The sequence below is a fragment of the Brucella sp. NBRC 113783 genome, assembly GCF_040372265.1.
GTDB classification, from domain to species: Bacteria; Pseudomonadota; Alphaproteobacteria; order Rhizobiales; family Rhizobiaceae; genus Brucella; species Brucella teleogrylli.
In genome coordinates this window covers 218,763-235,715 of record NZ_BAABRX010000004.1, presented here as the reverse complement: position 1 = coordinate 235,715, position 16,953 = coordinate 218,763, and the positions used below count along the sequence as shown (strand labels likewise).

Sequence of the window (16,953 nt, the reverse complement as noted above, 5' to 3'; positions counted from 1 at the left end):
ATAAAACGAGCCGCCGTTGCGAGCATGGCGTGAAGCCCTGCCCGACCGATCATTGCCCGGGAGACGGCGTTCAGTTACACCCGATAAAAGTTACCTGCAACTGAACGGCGGCGTCGTTCACCGCGCTTTTTTCACAAAACAACGCATTGCTCACAGCATGTGGCAAAGCAGCAACGCGAAGTCTATCCGCAAGGTTAATGTTGGGTTTAAATCTGGTCGATCCAGGCTTTGGCGAGTGCCGCGCCCGCTCTGTCTGAGGAGCGGCCAACGCTCTCGGCAAGTTGCGCAAACGCCTTGTCCCAGCCCGGCGCAAAATCTTCGATTTCGTGGGCGAGTTGGGCATTCCACTGTTTGACGAGCGCGGTATCGGCTTCGAAATGGAACTGGGTTCCATAGACCGCCCGTCCGATCCGGTAGGCCTGATTCTGCGTCATGTCGCTTTGCGCCATATGCACGGCACCTTTTGGCAGCGTGAACGTATCGCGGTGCCAATGGAAGATCGGAAACGCTCTGCCTGCCGTCGATAAGACCGGATCGTTCAGGCCCTCTTCGGTCAGGCGCACTTCCTGCCAGCCGAACTCCATCGGACGGTCGAGGATATTGTCGCCGCCATAGGCGCGCGCCACAAGCTGGCTGCCGAGGCAGATGCCAAGCACCGCCTTGTCCCTGTCACCAAAGCCACGAATGAGATCGAGCAGATGCGGGAAATAGGCAAATTCGGCATCGGCCAGCGCATTCTGCTCGCCGCCCAGCACAATAAGCGCCTTGTGGTCGGTATCATCAGCGGGCAGCGCATCGCCATTGTAGGGAAGGCGCAAATCAATCGCATAACCGGCTTCTTTCAGGACGGGCTCAATCTGTCCGAGCCCCGCACCATCATAATTCTGGACGACCAATACCCGCATAACCAAGCCTCGAAAATTCTTTGCCATTGGCTAACACGAAAAAGGCCCGGACAACAGCCGGGCCTTTGATCGATTGGACGTCGATTATTCGACGACCGACACGCTGACGGTCCGGCCCGCCACGAGGTGCACGCCATCCGGCACGTCCTCAAGCTTGACGCGCACCGGCACACGCTGCGCAAGACGCACCCAGTTGAAAGTCGGCGTGACATTGGCAAGCAGGCTTGTCGTTGCGGTGCGCTCGCGATCCTCGATGCCACCGGCAATGCCTTCGACCTTGCCCTTGAGCTGCACGTGGCTGCCCATGATATCGACCACCACCGGATCGCCGAGCTTGATACGCTCAAGCTTGTTTTCTTCGAAATAGCCCGAGACATAATAGGAATCCGTATCCACCAGCGCCGTTACGGCAGAACCTGCGGTGACATAGTCGCCCGGCTGCAGCGAAAAGTTGGTGATGACGCCATTGACCGTCGCCTTGACCGAAGACCGATCCAGATTGAGCGCGGCCAGATCACGGTCCAGACCGGCCTGACGGTAAGCCGCCTCGGCCTGCATGGCTGTCGTTTCAACCTGTTCCAGCTTCTGGCGGGTCACAGTCGTGTCGTTGAGCTGGCGATAACGGACGAGATCGCGATTGGCCATGTCGAGCGCAGCCTTGCTGCTGTCGACCTTGGCCTCCGCCGTTTGCAGCGCCAGCTTGTAACGCGCCTGATCGATGCGGAAAATCACATCGCCTTTTTTGACGGTCTGGTTGTCGCGAACGAGAACTTCGCTCACCAGACCCGACACGTCCGGTGCAACGCGCACCACATCGGCAAGGATCTTGCCATCGCGTGTCCACGGCGCATTCATGTAATAATCCCAGAGATGCCAGCCCAGCAGCCCCGCCATTGTGACCATGACGAGGGTGAGAAAAACCCGGCCAGTATGTGCGAAGAGCTTTTTCATCAGTCTATTCCGTTCAAGATAATGGCGGCAGCGCCAAGAATGCAGAAATACATGGCGGCATCGAACAAGGGCCGGTGCCACACAAAACGGTAGAAACGCACGCGCGCCAAAAGGCGTTGCATGATCGTATTGAGGACATAGGCGCCAAGCGCCAGCACGCCCAGGGTCGGGATATAAATCCCGTATATATCGAGTTCAGGTCTCATGATCGTTCACATTCAGTCTTCAAGCTGCTGTTGGTCAGGCGGCTTGCGGCAGCTCCAATTGCGGGCGCGGTGGCAAAGCAAAAGGCGGCGCCTTGGGAAACAGGTTGAAACGCAGCGCCACCAGTGCGAGCCGCGGACGGCGGGCAACGGCTGGCGAGCCGCTTTCGATGATCACCGCTATCGCCTTGTCGATGGCGGTGAGCAATTGTTCGTCGATGCCCTGACGCGACAGGCCGTTCGGCCCGCCTTTGGACAAAGCCCGATAATGCGCGCCGACACCGTCCAGCACCGCATCCACCGCCTCGCGGCAGGGCTCGGGCAACTTGGCGCGATATTGTTGCAGGTCGATGGTATTCATCCCGTTGCGCAGGTCGCGCAGCAGATCGACCTTGGCGACATCCGCCGATGGGATCAGCGCCAGACGCGGCGTCATCATGCCGATGCGGTCAATCATGCGCAGCAACAGGCGGTTCATATGCTGGCGGCGATGACGGCTTGGTCCGCGTTCGGTTGCCGCCACAATATCGCGCCAGCCAGCCTCGACCAGACGCCGCACGCTCCATTCGGCACCGACCGAGCGCACGATAGACGTGATCACCGCAGCAATGACGATACCGACAACCGTTGCCAGATTGGCATTGGCAAAAGTGACGAAATCCGACGTGGCGTGGCTTTGCAGCATGAGCATGTTGGGCAGGTTCACACAGAGCACCATGCCCAGCAGAAACTGCGACGGAATTGCCAGAAGCACACCGGCAGGCACCAGAAACAGACCCAGCACCAAAGCCAGCGGGAAGAAACCGTCCACCAGCGGCAGCAGCGCGAATTCGAAGATGAAAGCGGCTGCGATCACGATCATCAACAGCCAGTTGAACTTTCGCATCACCGGCACGGGGTCGTCCATCGTCGCAAAGATACAGCAGAAGATGCCTGCCATCATTGCGGCTGCACTGCCCTGTGACCAGCCGGTGGCGATCCAGAAGGCCGTTGCAACACTGGTTGCGAGAAAGGCCGAGAAGCCCGACAGAAACGCCATGCCATAATCGCGGTGCGCGGGACGCCCTTTTAGATGGGCGTCGTAACGGCGCCAGCGCAGCGCATGGCCGCGCTTCGCACCGGATACGATATCCTGACGCAGCGTTATGCAATCGCTCCAGATCTGGACCAGATCGCGGACACGCGCAGCCACGTTGAACGGCAGAAGCTCACCCCAGCTGGAGGCGTCCTTGCCGTGACGCTCGATCTCGTCGATCAGCTTCAACAGAACGGCGCGGCGCTCTTCGCTGAGATTTTCGCCGCTTTCGAGCCAGTTGCAAGCTTCATCAAGAAGCTGCTGGACAGCCGGATGCCAAGGCTTTTCGCCTTCACCCGGCTTCAGCACGATGACATCGTGCAGGCTGGATATGATCGGCAGCACGGCCACCATGCGCTGTTGCAGCACATGCAGCATGGTTCCAACGCCACGAATGGACGAGGTGTCATAGGCCACATGGGTGGTCAGGTTGCGCAGTTCCAGCGCGTCGGATGCCAGACGCTGACGGTCGCGCAGAAATTGCGGGCTGGCGCCCTCGCCGCGCATGGTGGCGACGGCAAGCCGTGACCCCTCACGCAGCCAGTTGTCGATGCGACCGACCAGAACCGGCCCGCTGTGGCGCGGAAAGACGAGGCGATTGACCAGCGCCGCGCAGACAATGCCAATGGCAATTTCCTCGACGCGGCCAAGCGCATAATCAAAGGTGGTTTCAGGAACGGTAACCACGGCAAAACTTGCAATCGCCACCGTATAACCGGCGAGCATGAAGAGATAGCTGCGCGGCGTGCCGTCAAGCAGGCTGATCGCCAGACAGACGCCCATCCACACGCCGATGGCGACGGTCAGGATTTCCGGCGAATTGATCAGATGTGGCACGAAAAGAATCGTCACCGCACCGCCGATGATCGTGCCGATCAGACGATAGATGCCCTTGGATGTGGTGGCCCCCGAAAGCGGATGCGCGACGATATAAACGGCGGCAATCGACCAGTATGGATTTGGCAGATTGGCCATCAGCGCAATCCACAAGGCAAGCATACCGGCGGCGAACGTCTTTAGGGAAAAGACGACGTCCCAGAATTTCGGGGTTGTTTCGGCAAGCTTGGTCATTGTTTTTCGAAGGCAGTGTGGTTGGTTCAGATGTTCAGGAATTTCTCGTTCAGCCTGCGCAACACTTCCATGGCGACATCGACCTGTTCGGCGTCGAAATCGCTTAAGAACTGCGTCCGAAGACGGGCCGCAGACTTTTCCACTTTGGTGGCAAGGGCGCGGCCGTCTTCGGTCAACTGGATGAGTTTGACGCGACGGTCGGCATCGTCGGCGACGCGCAGGATCAGGCCATCCTTCTCCAGCTCATCGACGACACGAACGATCGTCGCCCCCTCGATGCCGACCCGTTCGGCCAGCACCCCCTGGGGGATCAGATCGCCATGCCGCAAGAGGGTCATCAGAGGAACAGCTTTCGCATCGGAAAGTCCATGCTCCGCCATGGCCGCATCAAAGGCTTTCCGCCATCCTCTGGCGGTGCTTGCAAGAAGCGGCGCGAATTCGACCCAAGCTTGTTTCATCACTTCAATTCCATTCAAATAGATAGCTTCATACCTATATGGATACAATCTAATTAGATTCAACCGCCAGCCATTTCCCATCAATTGTTTGTGTAAGCCATTTGTTATGTGAGAGCGGTTTTCAATCGGCAGGCTGGCAGAACTGCCACACAAAGCGCTTGACCGGCAGGCTTGCCCTCTGCCATCGATGCGATCATGCGCGCAAATTACAGAATGCAACGACTTTACATCGAGGACGACCTCGCCCCGGAAACGCCGGTGGAGGCTGCGCCGCAGGCTGCCCATTATCTCATTCACGTGCTGCGCCTGAAAGAAGGCGATGAAGTTCTCGTCTTCAACGGGCGCGACGGTGAATGGAAGGCCTGGCTAAAGCCGGAAGGCAAGAAGCGTGTTCTGCTCGTACCTGTTGAGGAGACCCGCCCGCAGCCAGCGCCAAGCGATCTCGTCTATTGTTTCGCGCCGCTGAAACAGGGCCGCCTTGATTATATGGTGCAGAAGGCCGTTGAAATGGGCGCTGGCGTCTTGCAGCCGGTCGTCACCCAGCACACGCAAGTGCCGAAACTCAGCACCGACAAGATAAAGGCCAATGCCATTGAGGCTGCCGAGCAATGCGGTGTGCTTGCCATACCCGAATGCCGCGACGCGGTGCACTTCGACCGCTTTATCGACCAGTGGGCCCCGTCGCGCCGTCTGATCTTTTGTGATGAGGGTCACGAATCGGACGATCCGTTGAGCATTCTGCAAGGTTTGAAGACCGGACCAACGGGGCTTCTGATCGGCCCGGAAGGCGGATTTTCGGAAGAAGAGCGGCAAGTGCTGCACCGTCTGCCCTTCGTGACGGCCATTCCGCTCGGCCCTCGCATTTTGCGGGCGGATACCGCAGCCGTTGCCGCCATGGCTCTGGTACAGGCCGTTCTCGGCGACTGGAGAAATGCGGCATGATGTTCTCTAAATCGATCGTTCAATGAAATTGACTTGCGTGATTTGACAAATTTGTCCAATCACGCTGACAAGCTGAAATACGACCAGGGATAGACTGTATGGCGCGCGATACGACTGACGAAACGGCACTGACGGGCGTTGAAGAACTCGCGATCTATCTTGCCGGGGGCAACAAACCCAAGGATGCCTGGCGCATCGGCACCGAGCACGAAAAATTCCCTTTCTATACCGCTGACAACAGCCCTGTTCCCTATGCGGGACCGCGCGGCATCAAGGCCATTCTGGAAGGCATGCAGGCCATGCTCGGCTGGGAGCCGATCATGGACGAAGGCAACATTATCGGCCTTGTCGAGCCGACCGGACAGGGCGCAATTTCGCTGGAGCCGGGCGGCCAGTTCGAGCTTTCCGGCGCACCGCTTACGACCATTCACCAGACCTGCCGCGAAATGAACGCGCATCTGAGCCAGGTGCGTGAAATCGCCGAGCCTCTGGGCATTCGTTTTCTCGGCGTCGGCGGCAGCCCGAAATGGACGCTGGCCGAAACGCCGGTCATGCCGAAGTCGCGCTACAAGATCATGACCAACTACATGCCGAAGGTTGGCAAGGAAGGTCTGGACATGATGTACCGGACCTCAACCATTCAGGTTAATCTCGATTTCAGCTCCGAACGCGACATGCGCCGCAAGATGCAGGTTTCGATGAAACTGCAATCGGTCGCCACGGCGCTGTTTTCCAGTTCGCCCTTCACCGAGGGCAAACCGAACGGTCTCCTGTCATGGCGCTCGAACATCTGGCGTGATACCGACAACCAGCGCGCCGGTGTGCTACCCTTTGTCTTCTCGGAAAATTTCGGCTTTGCCGATTATGTCGACTGGGCGCTCGATATTCCGATGTATTTCATCCTGCGCGATGGCCGTTATCACGATTGCACCCATGTCACGTTCCGCCAGTTCATGAACGGCGCGTTGAAGGGTGAAGTCAGCGATCCGGTGCCGAATATGGGCGACTGGACCAACCATCTCTCGACGCTGTTCCCGGAAGTTCGCCTCAAGCGCTTCCTCGAAATGCGCGGTGCGGACGGCGGCCCATGGCGACGTATCTGCGCCCTGCCCGCCTATTGGGTCGGCCTGCTCTATGACGAAGAAGCGCTGACGGCAGCGGAAATGCTGACCAAGGACTGGACCTATGAAGAGGTTCTGGCGCTGCGCAACGAAGTGCCCACCAAGGCGCTCACCGCAACATTCCGTGGCAAGCCGCTGGAAGGCATCGCCCGCGAAACGCTGAAGATTTCGCGTCTTGGCCTGAAGAACCGCAACAAGCTCAACTCGGACGGTTTTGACGAAACCCACTTCCTGGCGCCACTGGAAGAAATCGTCGCCGCTGGCATTACCGATGCCGAGCGTATGCTGAAAGCCTATAACAGCATCTGGGCCGGTTCCGTCGAGCCGATCTTCCTGGAATATGCTTATTGAGCTTCAGTCCGGCAGAAAACCACACATGAAAAAGGGCGCGTTTTTCGCGCCCTTTTCATTTTCGGGATGTGCTCCGAGGTTAGCTCGTGACCTGCTGACCCTTTGTCGGATCGGGGATCACGACAATCGTGCTGCCATCGCGCACATTGTTATAAAGGTCGATTACATCCTGATTGAGCATACGGATACAGCCGGAAGAGACGGCCTTGCCGATGCTCCATGCTTCGGGCGACCCGTGGATACGATATAGTGTATCGCGGCCATCCTTATGGATATACATGGCGCGCGCGCCCAGCGGGTTCTTGAGGCCGGGGGGCATACCGCCATTGGCAATGCTGTAGGGCTGGAGTGCTGGCTGGCGGGCAACCATCTCATCCGGCGGCGTCCAGCGCGGCCACTGGCGCTTGTAAGCGATGACGGCACGGCCCGCCCAGGCAAAGCCGTCACGACCGACGCCGATGCCATAGCGCATCGCCCGCCCATTGCCGAGCACGTGATAGAGATATTTGTTCGGCGTATCGACGATGACGGTGCCCTTAGTCTCGCTCGTCGGATAATCAACTTCCTGCCGCCAGAATTTCTGATCGACCTTACTGATATCGACGGCAGGCAGTGGAAACTGCTCTTCCGGCATGGCCTGATACATGAGCGGCACGGGCTGCGACGGCGCAACGGGCTTATTGACCGGCTTTGCCGGCAGCGGCGGCTGGGCAGTCGAAACACAGCCTGACAGCGCAACAGCGCTTGCACCAATCAGAAAGCTTCGGCGGTTGAACACCGCCGCCTTCAAGCCGGAAAATGCGGCGTCCTGGGAGTTTTTACGCGACATCCTTGAACTCTTCGTTTGACACGCATCACGGCAGAAACGCGGTTCGCCCTGCCCGAATTGTGCTCATCATTTCGGATGTGCGAGAAAGAAAAGGCCAAGCTTAAGCCAGCCTTAAGAGAACAGCGGAGCTTGCACTCGGCTTCCCAATTCGGCGTTCAAGACATTGCGAGTGTTGCTAAAATAGCGATCCCTGCCCGCCGGAGCGAGCCGATGCAGGCTTTTTCGGTGCGCCCGGTTTGGCTGCCGATTCGTCCTCTGCACCGCCATCAGCAACCACCGCCACTTCACCGTCACGGAAACGAACCGACAGCGCATCGCCCGCCGCCACGCCTGCCGCCTGCTTGACCGGATGACCGTCCGCATCGAACACGATGGCAAAGCCACGGTCCAGCACACTTTCGTAAGACAGGGTGCGCATCAGGCGTTCCAGTTCCTGTCCGCGCCGTTTGGCGCGCTCGATCAAAAGGCGCACCGCCTGATCGCGCCTGCGATCCAGTTGCTCGACGGTCGATGTGGCAAGGCGGGTGCGCCGCAAGATCGGTTCCGGGACCAGCCGGTCGCCACGATGCGAGAGCGCCGTGCGGCGTTCCCGCAAAAAGGCTTCCAGCGCACGCGGCAGTCGCTGACCGAGCAGCGACATGGTGCGTTGCTGTTCCACGAAACGGCGCTGCAACAGGCGCGGCGACAATTGACGGGCGCGCCCTTCGAAATGCACCCTCTTCTTCTGCGTGTTGACGAACAGCGCCCGCGTCAGGCGCGAGGCGGATTCGTCAAAACGCCGGCGGGGCAAGGCCAGCAACTGATCGGCGGAAGGCAGAGCGCGCGCAGCCGCGCGATGCGCCTGCCGCTTGAGGTCGATGAAGCGCGACATGGCCGAGGCCAACCGCGCCGATTGTCCGGCAAGCGTTGCCTGCAAATCGGCCCTGACCGGCACGGCCATTTCGGCAGCGCCTGTCGGGGTCGGTGCGCGCACATCAGCGGCAAGATCGATCAGCGTCCAGTCGGTTTCGTGGCCGACCGCAGAAATCACCGGAATATGCGACGCCGCCACGGCGCGCACGACAACTTCGTCATTGAAGCCCCAGAGATCTTCCAGACTACCGCCGCCACGCGCCACGATCAGCACATCGGGACGCGGAATCGCGCCATCTTCCGGCAAGGCATTGAAGCCGTCCACGGCAGTGGCCACTTCCAGACCGCTCGTCTCGCCCTGCACGCGCACCGGCCAGACGATGACATGCAGCGGGTAGCGATCTGAAATGCGGTGAATAATATCGCGGATGACGGCGCCTGTCGGCGATGTCACCACGCCGATCACACGCGGCATGAAGGGCAGGAGCTGCTTGACCGCCGGATCGAACAGGCCTTCCGCCGCAAGGCGGCGCTTGCGTTCTTCCAGAAGCGCCATCAGCGCACCGGCGCCCGCCGGTTCCATCTGCTCGATGACGATCTGATATTTTGACGATCCCGGATAGGTGGTCAGCTTGCCGGTGGCGATAACCTCCATGCCTTCTTCGGGACGAAAACGCAGGCGGCCCATGGAACCGCGCCAGATCACGGCTTCCAGCCGCGAGCGGTCGTCCTTCAAGGCGAAATAGGCATGACCGGACGAATGCGGTCCGCGATAACCGGAGATTTCTCCCCGCACGCGCACATGGCCGAACACATCCTCGACCGTGCGCTTCAAAGCGCCGGAAATCTCGGAAACGCTATACTCGGCGACATTCGACGATGCGCCGGTAAAACTCGAATCGGAACCCATGCTCATCCCATCATAGGCCATCAGCCGATACGGCTGGTCAAGAAGTCGCGTAGAAAATCATCTCATGCTTATCAACGGGCCTCACCAGCCCGGCAACAACTCATTGGCCCGCACCCTGCGCGTGCGGACCGCCGGAAAAGGCGAGATTTCCGGCGAACTCATCGCGCCAACAATGCCTCCCGGCTGGGGCGATGAAATATTGTCAAGACTTTCGATGATGTGCTGCGCCAGCGCATCCACCACCGCATTCTGCTTGTTGTGGCCGCGCATGATGCCAATGCCAAATTCCGGCAACCGCCCGAAACCATCGGCCTCACCCAGCACCCGCATGCCAGGGCGCAACGCACATTCCGGCAGCACCGAAACGGCAAGCCCGGAGAGAACCGCAGCGGCAGAAACCGTCGCCGACCAGCTCGTGATGATGATGCGATAATCGCGTTTCGCCGCTTCCAGCACTTCGATTGCCGCATGACGCCAGATGCAAGTCGGTCGCCCCACCGCAAGCGGCAGCACGGCTTCCTCATGCACAGCATGATTGGCCGACGTGACCCAGAGAAGCGGCTCGGTGCGCACCACTTCCGAGCGGCGCTTGTCGTCGCACTGGGTGACCAGCGCAATATCCAGCGTGCCGCGACGAATCATTTCGTCCAGATTGACGGTCGGCTCGCAGACGACGGAAAGCTCAACACGCGGATTGGAGCGCGCAAAACGCGCCATGATTTCCGGCAGGAAGCGGTCGGCATAATCATCAGGCGTCCCGATACGCACATGGCCCTCCAGTTGCGTATCGTCAAAGGCCGCAATGGTCTCCCCATTCAGCTGCATCATCCGCCGCGCATAGAGAAGCAGCCGGTCGCCATCCTCGGTCAGGCGATTGGAGCGCCCGTCCCGCTCGAAGAGCGGCTTTCCGATCCGTTCCTCAAGCCGCCGCATCTGCATGGAAACCGCCGATTGCGTCTTGAAAATCGCATCGGCAGCGCGTGTGAAACTGCCCGTATCGGCTATCGCGATGAAGGTTTGTAACTGATCGAGATCCAGAGGCGTGCTCATGGGCGCTATCCATCACTATTTTTGAAGAATGACATTAGAAACATTCGTTGGAACAATCAATTTGATTGTTGGATAAAGCAGCCGTCGTAAAGGAAAGGAGCTGCGAAAGCGCATGACCCTGACGATGAGAACCCCTTAGCACCGCTGATTTAAAGGAGAGCGGACATGACAGCGATAAGCAAGACAACGACGACCTATTTACCGGCAACGCGCGCAGAGACCTCCACGTTCGCGCAAACGGTGAAAGCTGTGTTTATGTCGGCTCTGCGTCGCTGGATGATGTCCCGCAATCGACGGCAGCTGATGCGAATTTCCGAGCTTGACGATTATCTCCTGCGTGACATCGGCCTGCATCGTGGTGACGTCTATACGGCGACCCACTATCGCGGCCGCGAAAATCCGACACGTGTTCTGCGCTCGCTGGCTGATGCGCAGCGCCGTATCGAGGCGACACGCCACATCTGCTGAGGCCACGGCCTCAGCAGCCTTTTGAATCTCAAGCAGTTCGCACGAAACCCCTTCGCCGAACTGCCCACGGAACATCTGGCAGGCGCCACCTTCACAAGCCGGGTCCCCTCTCGGCCAGCCTGCCCTTTGCCCGGCCCGCTCCTCCGCTGGCCGGGCCTTTTTATTCCGGCGTCGCGCAAACAACCCGCCTTCTGGCAAAAGACCATGCTTGGCGGTTGTTTGCGGCGATTGCGGCGCGACAAATTGGGGATGGCGAAATTTGCTATTCTTTTTTCAAAGAAAGGGGTTGCGTTCGGGGTTTGAGTTCGCTAGATGGAAGCCGTCGCGAACGAGCTTCACGCTTCTGTCGCAATTGCAAACGCTCGATAAGAGCATGATTTGCAATCCTTGCTGGGGAATAGTTTAAGGGTAGAACAACGGACTCTGACTCCGTTAGTCTTGGTTCGAATCCAGGTTCCCCAGCCATTTGATTTTACTACATAATTTCCGAAACAAAGCTGGAACAGCGTGGACCATTTTGCAATTCATTTTGCAGATTTTGTTCTGGCTTCGAGCTTTCGAATAGCTGATTCCCCGAGCTTTGGATCGCGGTGCAGATAATGCGCATCCAAGATCGAACGCACATCACGGAGGCTGTGCCCCGTAATTGTTGCAATTTCCGCCTCCGTACATTCGGCCAGCGCGAGTCTTGTCACGGCAGTGCCGCGAAGGTCGTTAAACGTGACGCCTGTTACTTTTGCGGCAACGCATGCTTTGCGCCATGAAGAGCGGAAACCATCTGCCGTCCAAGCTTTGTCTTCGCTGTTTTTCAGAATCGCCCCTTCCTTGACACTGATTGCATCAAGCGCAGATTTCAACGGAGTGCCGACTGGAATAATCACGCGAGCGCCAGTTTTGGATTGCCGCAATCGAATGCGCTCCCCATCATAGGCGCGCCAGTTAAGCTTCAAAAGGTCCCCCTGCCGCTGTCCCGTCCAAAGCGCAAGAATCAGCGGGAGATGAAGGTGTTTGGGAGCGTGCTCCAAGAATTGCTTCTCGTCCTGATCGGACCAGACGTTCTCCGAGCGATTCCCACGATAGACGCGTCCGCCTTTTTCGCACGGGTTTGCCAGCACCAAGCCTTGGCCGTGTGCCCATGACAATATTCGCGCCAGCACTTGCCAGGCATAGTCAGCCTGCCGCCGGGATTGCTTCGCGCGTTGATCGCGCCACTGCATGAACACGGATTTAGTTCTCGCGTCGGCGAGTGCAGACAGGGGAAAGTTGCTGAATTTCGCCTCAATAACCTTGATCTGTTTGACGTAGTCGCTCTTTGTCCGTTTCGACAGATCATCCCAGATCGTGGTCTCTTGAAAGCCGTTCAGGATAGATTGCAGCGTACCTGCTTTCGGCTTCGCCTTTTTTGCAATGGCCTCGTTGTAGGAGACAATGAACTCATCATCGCCCGGCTGTCCTTTTAGTCGGGGCCCACCGCGCCATGCGTACCAATAGGTTACTGTGTCGCCGTTAGCGAGCTTCACCTTCGCCTTATTAATACCCTTGAGATTAACGCGCATTTTCCGCCAACCATTTGTCCAAATCGTTTGCCGGTTTTGCCGTGTCTTCCGATGGAGAGACGACAACTATTCTCCCCGACAGGTCTATTTCTGCTCGCGCAACTTTCATCCCTGCCGCAATAGCGCCTTTGATAGCTCTGGTCACATCGGCTTGCTTAAAGGCGACCTGTCTTTTCATCAGACCACCTCCTTAGCGCGTAAAAGGGCAATGGCTTTGGCGCGACTCTCTGGCGTGAGAGTGTGATCAGCAGCCCAGAAGGTATCTGCTTTCCCGCTCCTGCGCATGTAAACAACCTTCGTTCCCGCTGCGTTTGGTCTTGCAGAGACATAATCATTGTCTGGTTCAAAGAGTGCGACTTCGATAAGCACGTCCGTATTGTTGCTCGGTGCTTTTAGCTTCGATATGCGGTCAACGAGCTTCATCGAATGATCTCCCATATTGGGGCATGAATCTCAAATGACACGATGACGGTGACAAGCACCGCCAGCGATGCGCCCAAAATCATTACCGGCTGACCGATGCTCACCATTTCGTCACCTCGTAATGGAGGTAGAGTTCACGCGCGTTGACAAGCACGGGTTTGGCGCCACTTGGGCGAACCATGACCCAACCTTCGGATATCGTCATCACGCGGGCGTTTTTGCCTGTCTCACGATGGGTCAGGCGACTGCCGGGGCGGATTTTCTGGCGACGATCAGACATGCTTCCAGACCTCCGGCATGGCATTGTGTTCAACGCCGTCGAGCGAACGACCCGCAATGCTCTTCGTGGCGCGGAACATGGTATCGGGCTGAGCCGCACTCTTCAGTGGGGCATAGTTTCCCCATTGTTTGAAGAAAAATGGCACGTCGGCAGATGCACACTGGTCGCGAAGCGAGCGTGCCCAATCCGGATGCATAGGACGTGCACCCTTCCCGCTTTCACCACCCGCAATGACCCAATTTATAGACGGATAATCGACTGGCTCGTGTCGATAAATGCCCTGCGTCGTTGTCGGATAACAAATGTAGCTTTGAAGCGCGTCAACCCATCCGGACCCTGTATCAAGACGGGTAAGATCAAGCGGACCCAAAAGCGGCTCTGCCGATAAAAACCTGACAGCAGCGGGCGTTTCCAACAGTTTCGGAATACGATCAGCAGCGCGCTTCTGGTCTTCAACCGACACGCCAAGCCAGACATTGGGTAGCGGCCATGACCAGACCTCGCGTGCGCCCCCGTCGAAGCTGTACCAGTTGGTATAGATCGCTTCGAGCAGGTCATCTTCGGGACGCGATAGAAATTCGCGCATCCTGTCGGCGCGCTTGGTTAGAACCTGAAAAGTGTGCTGTTTGGCGATCGCCATGATGGTGAAAACATCGAGAATCCAATCGTCCGGCACGTCGTCGTGGAAAAGGTCGCCATGGGCGCAGACGAACACCATGCGCGGCTTTTTCCATTCAAGCGGCTGGTAGAGCCACTCGCGGTTAAGCCGAACTTTGCCATTCCAAACCGGCCCGGACTTTGAAGGATTTGTCAGTCCTGCTCGCGACGGGTGATGTTGCAGGCGCGTGCCGGCGAGCTTCATGGCGTAGCAATTCGTGCATCCGGGCGAAACGACACTGCAGCCGGTTATCGGGTTCCATGTCGCGTCGGTCCATTCGATGTGGGTCTTGTCAGCCATGATCGCGCACCTCCGCAGAACAATTCTTCCGCCAATCGAAAAAACGGAGCGCGCCATTGCAGGCTATTGGTTTTTCTAGCAGTCGCGGATTGTCGAGAACGAAACCATACGGGCCAAAAAACCAATGGTCGTTTGACCGGCGAACCACATCGACGATATCGACCGTGCCGATGATGGCTCCACGCGGGATCGATCGAAGCGGAGGCACGGGGTTCAAGCGCAACATTTCGCGCGTTGCGTCATCAATCTGCCCAATCTGATAAGCCAAGGTCCGGCAGTCCTCATACTCGTCCTGCGTCATTCCCTTGGAGGCGTGGATGCAAATCGTTCCGCGAACGCTTGTGTTCCAGATGCGGTTCTCGACCGGCTTTCCAAGATGAAAGATACAGTGAACCCACGGCTGACGCACTGATAGGGCCAGTTGTGGTAGGTCTTCTGGAAGAATGAATTTCATAATCGCCCCCCCCTAAACCCGCATCGGCATGATGACGAAAAGCGGTGGCACGTCGCCATCATCGGCACCGACGGGCGAAACCTTGCAGGGTGCGCCGGGGTCGCTGAGTTCAAACCGCATTTCCTTGGCAGAAACAGCGCCCAGAACGTCGAGGCAGTACTTGTGATTGAAGCCGATTGTCACTTCGTCGTCGTGACCTTCGGATACAACAATGCTGTCCTCGGCCTGCCCGCTATCCGGATTGGTGACTTCCATCTTCAATTCGCTCGGGCCGAAATTGAATTTCACAGCCCTGCCGCGCTCGCTTGAAACCGTGCTGACTCGATTGATGGCGCCTGCAAGGCCCTCACGCTCGACAATGTAAGCCTTGTCATTGTTGGCAGGAATTACTCGCTGATATTCTGGATATGTGCCGTCAATCAGCTTCGACGTGATGGCCGTTCCATCAGACAGGATGATGCGAATTTTGCGGTCGGATATCTTTAGAACGATATCCTCATCGCCCTTCGCAAAATGCTGGAGCAACGCAACGGTTCGGCGCGGCACGATGATTGGCGGCATTCCTGCACTGCCTGCCGGGGCTTCGAGTTTCATGTGAGCAAGGCGATGGCCATCTGTCGCCACGAAGGCCAGATGCTCCCCGTCGTTGTGCATGAAAACGCCATTCAAATAATAGCGCGTTTCTTCGGTCGAGATTGCGAACGCCACTGTGGAAAGGACGCGCGCAAGCACGTTGCCTGGCAGGGCGAATTCGTGCGTGAACTCACCTGCCGACATTTCCGGGAAGTCCGTCGCTGGCAATACCTGCAAGCGAAAGCGGGATCGCCCCGACTTGATGTTCACATGCGTCTCGTCGCCTTCGAACATGACCACACTACCGTCAGCGAACTTGCTGACCGCGTCATGCAAGAGGCCGGATTGTACTGTGAATGGTCCGATATCGGGCAAACCATCCTGCTTTGCCACCGACTTGACCTCAATGTCGAGGTTCGTGCCGGTAACGCACAGTTCGCCATTCTCGACGGTCAGCAACACGTTACCAAGAATCGGGATCGTGTTGCGCTTTTCGACTGCGCGGTTAACAGCCGCAAGGGCGGGGAGCAAAGCTCCCCTTTCTATGCTAAAGCTGACCTTCGTCACGCCGCTGCCTCCGGCTTGCCAGCGAAGCATGGCAGTTCTGTCGCCGCCTTTACGTCGGAAACCGAATGCTCCAGATGCTGGGTGATAATCTGGTCCGGGCGATAGATCTGATAGCACCAATGTACACTGCCGCCGCTAACGCGATAACGCAGACGAACCGGAATGCGCACGGCATCGCCCATGAAGAATACCGGGATCGACAGGATAAACATGCCAGGCACAGTAATGGCCTTGCCGTCCGCACCAACGTGGTTTTCTTCCCACTGCAGCTGTCTTTCGCCGGATTGCAGGGTATGGTTGACCTTGACCTTGGACTCCACATTAACCTGCATCTTGCGGGAAAGCTCAACCAACTGGTTCGGGTTGGCAACAGTGCAGGCAAAGTCTCGCTCGATGTTGGCCACATCAGCATCGGACGGTGACGCGAGATCGGGAATGCGATCTTCAAGGAAATAGGCAAACTTTTCCTGATCCATGAACTCGCCATCCTTGCTGACCCAGACTTTCCATTCTTCGGACAGCGGGAATTCGTAGTGGATGCGATGAGACAAGAAGTCGGCAATGCCACCGTTCTGGGCTTCATGATAGTCGATGACTGTGGTCATTGAAGGCTTGCGCCAGTTGAGATCAACAAACACGGCGGAATTTTCCGTCTTGTGCCGGTTGGCAAGATTAATCAGCGATTCCAGCGTCTGGACGGTTGCCGTGCCCTGCTTTCGCTTAGGGTGCAGGCGATGTTCTTCCAGAAGCTTGGAAACGCTGCCGATGCCGGGTGTCTCGCCCCGCGTCAGCAATGCGGGCACTGATTTCGGCAAACCAGTCATCTGGTCATTGGTTTCTATGGTGACCAGTTCCGCACCATCTGCCCGTGCGCCAAGTTCGGCAGCAGCCCGGATATCGAAGCTTTTGAGGGGCATCGGCAGAAGTTCGGAAGTTGCAGTGTTCTCGGACATTTT

The 16,953-nt window shown here is 57.8% G+C and carries 19 protein-coding genes and 1 tRNA gene; 4 read left to right on the top strand and 16 right to left on the bottom strand.

What is annotated here, in order from left to right; genetic code table 11:
• Positions 1-206: 206 nt before the first annotated feature.
• From ABWW11_RS15470 to ABWW11_RS15450, 5 genes are all read right to left on the bottom strand, one after another.
• A complete protein-coding gene (locus ABWW11_RS15470; protein ID WP_109367821.1) occupies positions 207-905 on the bottom strand; it encodes a type 1 glutamine amidotransferase in 699 nt (232 codons plus the stop codon).
• Positions 906-989: 84 nt separating this feature from the next.
• Positions 990-1,856, bottom strand: a complete 867-nt coding sequence (locus tag ABWW11_RS15465) for an efflux RND transporter periplasmic adaptor subunit (protein WP_109367822.1) — start codon at positions 1,854-1,856, stop codon at positions 990-992.
• Complete coding sequence (locus tag ABWW11_RS15460) at positions 1,856-2,062, bottom strand: DUF1656 domain-containing protein (RefSeq protein ID WP_078338977.1); 207 nt, start codon at positions 2,060-2,062, stop codon at positions 1,856-1,858. Before ABWW11_RS15460 ends, ABWW11_RS15465 begins: the two co-directional genes overlap by 1 nt.
• 34 nt (positions 2,063-2,096) lie before the next feature.
• On the bottom strand, positions 2,097-4,205 hold the full coding sequence (locus tag ABWW11_RS15455; protein ID WP_109367823.1) for an FUSC family protein: 2,109 nt from the start codon (positions 4,203-4,205) through the stop codon (positions 2,097-2,099).
• A 26-nt stretch (positions 4,206-4,231) separates the two neighbouring features.
• A complete protein-coding gene (locus tag ABWW11_RS15450; RefSeq protein WP_109367824.1) occupies positions 4,232-4,663 on the bottom strand; it encodes a MarR family winged helix-turn-helix transcriptional regulator in 432 nt (143 codons plus the stop codon).
• A 195-nt stretch (positions 4,664-4,858) separates the two neighbouring features.
• On the opposite strand from ABWW11_RS15450, the gene ABWW11_RS15445 reads away from it, so the two are divergent.
• Together ABWW11_RS15445 and ABWW11_RS15440 are read left to right on the top strand one after the other, a co-directional pair.
• A complete protein-coding gene (locus ABWW11_RS15445) occupies positions 4,859-5,605 on the top strand; it encodes a 16S rRNA (uracil(1498)-N(3))-methyltransferase (RefSeq protein WP_109368039.1) in 747 nt (248 codons plus the stop codon).
• 98 nt (positions 5,606-5,703) lie between these two features.
• On the top strand, positions 5,704-7,077 hold the full coding sequence (locus ABWW11_RS15440) for a glutamate--cysteine ligase (protein ID WP_109367825.1): 1,374 nt from the start codon (positions 5,704-5,706) through the stop codon (positions 7,075-7,077).
• 79 nt (positions 7,078-7,156) lie between these two features.
• On the opposite strand, the gene ABWW11_RS15435 is transcribed toward ABWW11_RS15440, so the two are convergent.
• The 3 genes from ABWW11_RS15435 to ABWW11_RS15425 all read right to left on the bottom strand — a co-directional run bounded on the left by ABWW11_RS15435 (position 7,157) and on the right by ABWW11_RS15425 (position 10,718).
• The gene (locus ABWW11_RS15435) at positions 7,157-7,906 is read right to left on the bottom strand and encodes a L,D-transpeptidase (protein ID WP_109367826.1); all 750 of its coding nucleotides are present in this window, start codon (positions 7,904-7,906) and stop codon (positions 7,157-7,159) included.
• A 175-nt stretch (positions 7,907-8,081) separates the two neighbouring features.
• Entirely contained in the window at positions 8,082-9,668 is a 1,587-nt protein-coding gene (gene xseA / locus ABWW11_RS15430) for an exodeoxyribonuclease VII large subunit (RefSeq protein ID WP_121538903.1), read from the bottom strand.
• Positions 9,669-9,749: 81 nt separating this feature from the next.
• Positions 9,750-10,718, bottom strand: coding sequence for a LysR substrate-binding domain-containing protein (locus ABWW11_RS15425; RefSeq protein WP_109367828.1), 969 nt, complete (start codon positions 10,716-10,718; stop codon positions 9,750-9,752).
• A 165-nt stretch (positions 10,719-10,883) separates the two neighbouring features.
• Here ABWW11_RS15425 and ABWW11_RS15420 point away from each other — a divergent pair, with 165 nt between their 5' ends.
• Together ABWW11_RS15420 and ABWW11_RS15415 are read left to right on the top strand one after the other, a co-directional pair.
• Positions 10,884-11,186: a DUF1127 domain-containing protein gene (locus tag ABWW11_RS15420; protein ID WP_121538902.1), complete on the top strand. Its 303-nt coding sequence runs from the start codon at positions 10,884-10,886 to the stop codon at positions 11,184-11,186.
• A gap of 391 nt (positions 11,187-11,577) precedes the next feature.
• Positions 11,578-11,651: transfer RNA gene (locus ABWW11_RS15415), tRNA-Gln, on the top strand.
• Between the two features lie 59 nt (positions 11,652-11,710).
• Here ABWW11_RS15415 and ABWW11_RS15410 read toward each other — a convergent pair.
• From ABWW11_RS15410 to ABWW11_RS15375, 8 genes are all read right to left on the bottom strand, one after another.
• Positions 11,711-12,742 (bottom strand): tyrosine-type recombinase/integrase, encoded by a 1,032-nt coding sequence (locus ABWW11_RS15410; RefSeq protein WP_319080804.1) that lies wholly within the window; start codon positions 12,740-12,742, stop codon positions 11,711-11,713.
• Positions 12,732-12,920 carry a hypothetical protein gene (locus ABWW11_RS15405; RefSeq protein WP_194780121.1) on the bottom strand — a complete coding sequence of 63 codons (189 nt, stop codon included), beginning with the start codon at positions 12,918-12,920 and terminating at the stop codon, positions 12,732-12,734. Before ABWW11_RS15405 ends, ABWW11_RS15410 begins: the two co-directional genes overlap by 11 nt.
• On the bottom strand, positions 12,920-13,165 hold the full coding sequence (locus tag ABWW11_RS15400) for a hypothetical protein (protein ID WP_319080805.1): 246 nt from the start codon (positions 13,163-13,165) through the stop codon (positions 12,920-12,922). The genes ABWW11_RS15405 and ABWW11_RS15400 overlap by 1 nt, the downstream gene beginning before the upstream one ends.
• Positions 13,166-13,265: 100 nt before the next feature.
• The gene (locus ABWW11_RS15395; RefSeq protein ID WP_319080806.1) at positions 13,266-13,445 is read right to left on the bottom strand and encodes a hypothetical protein; all 180 of its coding nucleotides are present in this window, start codon (positions 13,443-13,445) and stop codon (positions 13,266-13,268) included.
• A complete protein-coding gene (locus tag ABWW11_RS15390) occupies positions 13,438-14,403 on the bottom strand; it encodes a DUF5131 family protein (protein ID WP_319080807.1) in 966 nt (321 codons plus the stop codon). The genes ABWW11_RS15395 and ABWW11_RS15390 overlap by 8 nt, the downstream gene beginning before the upstream one ends.
• On the bottom strand, positions 14,396-14,857 hold the full coding sequence (locus tag ABWW11_RS15385) for an ASCH domain-containing protein (RefSeq protein ID WP_319080808.1): 462 nt from the start codon (positions 14,855-14,857) through the stop codon (positions 14,396-14,398). Before ABWW11_RS15385 ends, ABWW11_RS15390 begins: the two co-directional genes overlap by 8 nt.
• Before the next feature lie 12 nt (positions 14,858-14,869).
• The gene (gene dnaN, locus ABWW11_RS15380; protein ID WP_319080809.1) at positions 14,870-15,997 is read right to left on the bottom strand and encodes a DNA polymerase III subunit beta; all 1,128 of its coding nucleotides are present in this window, start codon (positions 15,995-15,997) and stop codon (positions 14,870-14,872) included.
• Positions 15,994-16,950: a DUF2303 family protein gene (locus ABWW11_RS15375; protein ID WP_319080810.1), complete on the bottom strand. Its 957-nt coding sequence runs from the start codon at positions 16,948-16,950 to the stop codon at positions 15,994-15,996. Before ABWW11_RS15375 ends, dnaN begins: the two co-directional genes overlap by 4 nt.
• Positions 16,951-16,953: the final 3 nt, after the last annotated feature.